Genomic DNA, 3631 nt, shown 5'->3' on the forward strand with positions numbered 1-3631 from the left:
GGGGGAGGACGTGGGCTCCTCGGTGACCGCCGGATCCCGACCCGGATCCGGGCTCGGGGTGCTCCCGTCGGCCGGCCGGTCTGCACCCGGCTGCGGCTGCGGCATCGCGGCAATCTCCTCTCGCGCCGGTCCGAGGTTAGTACCGATGTGCCACCGGCGGCGATCCCGCCCACCGCCGGGCCGTCCGCGCCCGGGTGCGTACCGTCGACGGGCGTGTCGCAGCGTGCCGTCGGCGCGGCACCGGCGTGCGCGCGGTGACCACCGGCGCGACGCGTACCCTTGGGATTCATGAGCGTCCCGTCCACCACGCCACGCCCCGCCGCGGCCAATTCCGGCGACGGCTCCAGCTCGGCGCGTCTGACGCCGCGCAGCGACCTGGAGCCGTCGATCTGGCCCCGGCTGGAGCCGCTGCTGCCCCAGGTGACCAAGCCCATCCAGTACGTCGGTGGCGAACTGGGCGCGGTGGTCAAGGAGTGGGACGAGGCGACCGTCCGGTGGGCGCTGATGTACCCCGACGCCTACGAGGTCGGACTGCCCAACCAGGGCGTGCAGATCCTCTACGAGGTGCTCAACGAGCTGCCCGACGTGCTTGCCGAGCGGACGTACGCGGTCTGGCCGGACCTGGAGCAGCTGATGCGTACGCACGGCGTGCCGCAGTTCACCGTCGACGCGCACCGCTCAGTGCGCGACTTCGACGTCTTCGGCGTCTCGTTCTCCACCGAGCTGGGCTACACCAACCTGCTCACCGCGATCGACCTCGCCGGCATCCCGCTGCTAGCCGCCGACCGCACCGACGCCGACCCGGTGCTCGTGGCCGGCGGGCACGCCGCGTTCAACCCGGAGCCCATCGCCGACTTCATCGACGCCGCCGTGCTCGGCGACGGCGAGGAGGCGGTCCTGGAGATCACCGCGATCGTCCGGGAGTGGAAGGCCGAGGGCTCCCCGGGTGGCCGCGACGAGCTGCTGCTGCGGCTGGCCCGCACCGAGAGCGTCTACGTGCCGCGCTTCTACGACGTGGACTACCTGCCCGACGGCCGGATCCAGCGGGTCGTGCCGAACCGGGCGGACGTGCCGTTCCGGGTGCACAAGCGCACGACGATGGACCTGGACGCCTGGCCGTACCCGAAGAAGCCGCTGGTGCCGCTGGCCGAGACGGTGCACGAGCGGTACGCGGTGGAGATCTTCCGGGGCTGCACCCGGGGCTGCCGGTTCTGCCAGGCCGGCATGATCACCCGCCCGGTCCGGGAGCGCTCGATCACCACGGTCGGCCAGATGGTCCGTGAGGGGCTGGAGTTCTCCGGCTTCAACGAGGTCGGCCTGCTCTCGCTCTCCTCGGCCGACCACTCCGAGATCGGCGACATGTGCTCGGGCCTGGCCCAGCAGTACGAGGGCACCAACGTCTCGCTCTCGCTGCCGTCGACCCGGGTGGACGCGTTCAACATCGACCTGGCCCAGGAGCTGTCCCGCAACGGCCGGCGCACCGGTCTGACCTTCGCCCCGGAGGGCGGGTCGGAGCGGATCCGCAAGGTCATCAACAAGATGGTGTCGAAGGAAGACCTCATCCGCACCGTCGTCACCGCGTACACCAACGGCTGGCGGCAGGTGAAGCTCTACTTCATGTGCGGCCTGCCCACCGAGACCGACGCCGACGTCCTGGAGATCGCGGACATGGCGCACGAGGTGATCAGGGCCGGCCGGGCCGCCACCGGCTCCAAGGACATCCGCTGCACGGTCTCCATCGGCGGCTTCGTGCCGAAGCCGCACACCCCGTTCCAGTGGGCGAAGATGGAGCGCCCGGAGGTCATCGACCACCGGCTCAAGATCCTCAAGCAGGCGATCAACTCGGACCGCTCGCTGGGCCGGGCGATCGGCTACCGCTACCACGACGGCGAGCCGTCGCTGATCGAGGGCCTGCTCAGCCGGGGTGACCGCCGGGTCGGCGCGGTGATCCGCAAGGTCTGGGAGAACGGCGGCCGGTTCGACGGCTGGAGCGAGCACTTCTCGTACCAGCGCTGGGTGGACGCCGCCGCCGAGGCGCTGCCGGCCTTCGGCGTCGACCTGGACTGGTACACCACCCGGGAGCGCGACGAGCTGGAGGTCCTGCCCTGGGACCACCTCGACTCCGGTCTCGACAAGGACTGGCTCTGGCAGGACTGGCAGGACTCCCTGTCCGAGTACGAGCAGGACGACTGCCGGTGGACCCCGTGCTTCGACTGCGGCGTGTGCCCGTCGATGGACACCGAGATCCAGATCGGCCCGACGGGGAAGAAGCTGCTCCCGCTGACCCCGGTCAACGGCGGTGGCCTGAAGGTTCCCACCGGCGCCCAGCAGTGACGCGCCCGGCGGCGGCGGGCGCGCAGTGCGCCGGCCGCCGCCCGCCGCGCACCGGTCAGATCATGAAGTTATTGTCACGGGCGGTCGCCGCGACGACGTCACGATCAACCGGTTCCGACACCGAGGAGCACGACGATCAGTAAGAAACCACAGCCAGAGGGCGGGCAGGCGCCGGTCGTCCAGCGCATCCGGATCCGGTACGCCAAGCGCGGTCCGCTGCGGTTCACCTCGCACCGGGACTTCGCCCGGGCGTTCGAGCGGGCGCTGCGTCGCGCCGCCGTGCCGATCGCCTTCTCCCAGGGCTTCACCCCGCACCCCAAGATCTCGTACGCCAGCGCGGCCCCGACGGGCGTGGCGAGCGAGGCGGAATACCTGGAGATCGGGCTCCGCGAGCCGGTCGACCCGGAGCAGTTGCGCGCCGCGCTGGACGCCGCGCTCTCGCCCGGGCTGGACGTGCTCGACGCCGTGGTGGTCACCGCGGGGAGCCTGCCCGACCGGATCGAGGCGTCGCACTGGCGCATCGAGCTGCCACAGGTGGAGCCGGCCGTGCTGGCGGCCGCGGTGGCCGCCTTCACCGCCGCCGACGAGGTGCTGGTGGAGCGGATGACCAAGCAGGGGCGGCGCACCTTCGACGCCCGCCACGCGGTCATCGCCATCGATGTGATCGCGCCGACGGAGACGCCTTCCGGAGCCCCGGCCGTACCGTGTGCGATACTCGAACTGGTCGTGCGGCAGGTCACCCCGTCCGTGCGGCCCGATGACGTCCTTTCCGGCCTCCGCGTGGTGGCCGACCTGGAGCCGCCGGTCGCCCCGAAGGTGATCCGGCTGGCTCAGGGCACGCTGACCGCGCAGGGCGCGATAGCGGATCCGTTGGACGCGGACCGCGACGGGGCAACCATCGGAGAGCGCTGACCGACGGTCAGCGTTTGGCAGGCAGACTTCGGCGGTCGCGCATCCTGCGCGTCCGGCGGAAACACCTTTGCGGCGACCCTGCGTGGCAGCGCTCACCCGCGCCCGGGGCAGCCAGAACTGGAGAACGTCCATGCTCGAGAACGAGCCCGAGGGCGTCGAACGGACCGGTTCACAGCCGGCCGACGACACCGCCGACCGCACCACCGTCGAGAACACCACCGTCGAGAACACCACCGGCGCGGGTGACACCGCCGCGCCGGGCGGCGCCGACAGCGGCGCCACCGCGGCGGGCGAAGCGCCCGTCGCGCCGACCCGTCGACGTACCACCCGGCGCCACGCCGCCGCGCCGTTGAACCAGCCCGAGCAGGCCGACGCGCCGGTCGAG

The 3631-nt window shown here is 71.9% G+C and carries 3 protein-coding genes; all 3 read left to right on the forward strand.

The window, feature by feature from the left end:
• Positions 1–288 precede the first annotated feature (288 nt).
• Positions 289–2334 carry a TIGR03960 family B12-binding radical SAM protein gene (locus NCC78_RS29245; RefSeq protein WP_250798576.1) on the forward strand — a complete coding sequence of 682 codons (2046 nt, stop codon included), beginning with the start codon at positions 289–291 and terminating at the stop codon, positions 2332–2334.
• Positions 2335–2526: 192 nt separating this feature from the next.
• Positions 2527–3246, forward strand: coding sequence for a TIGR03936 family radical SAM-associated protein (locus NCC78_RS29250; RefSeq protein WP_284706365.1), 720 nt, complete (start codon positions 2527–2529; stop codon positions 3244–3246).
• A 130-nt stretch (positions 3247–3376) separates the two neighbouring features.
• On the forward strand, positions 3377–3631 hold a 255-nt coding region (locus NCC78_RS29255; protein ID WP_250798578.1), incomplete at its 3' end, for a hypothetical protein.

The sequence above is a fragment of the Micromonospora phytophila genome (genome assembly GCF_023656545.1).
Taxonomy (GTDB): Bacteria; Actinomycetota; Actinomycetes; order Mycobacteriales; family Micromonosporaceae; genus Micromonospora; species Micromonospora phytophila.

Coding starts and splice junctions, on each gene's coding strand:
- NCC78_RS29245 (WP_250798576.1), top strand. CDS start 289: ATGAGCGTCCCGTCCACCACGCCACGCCCCGCCGCGGCCAATTCCGGC.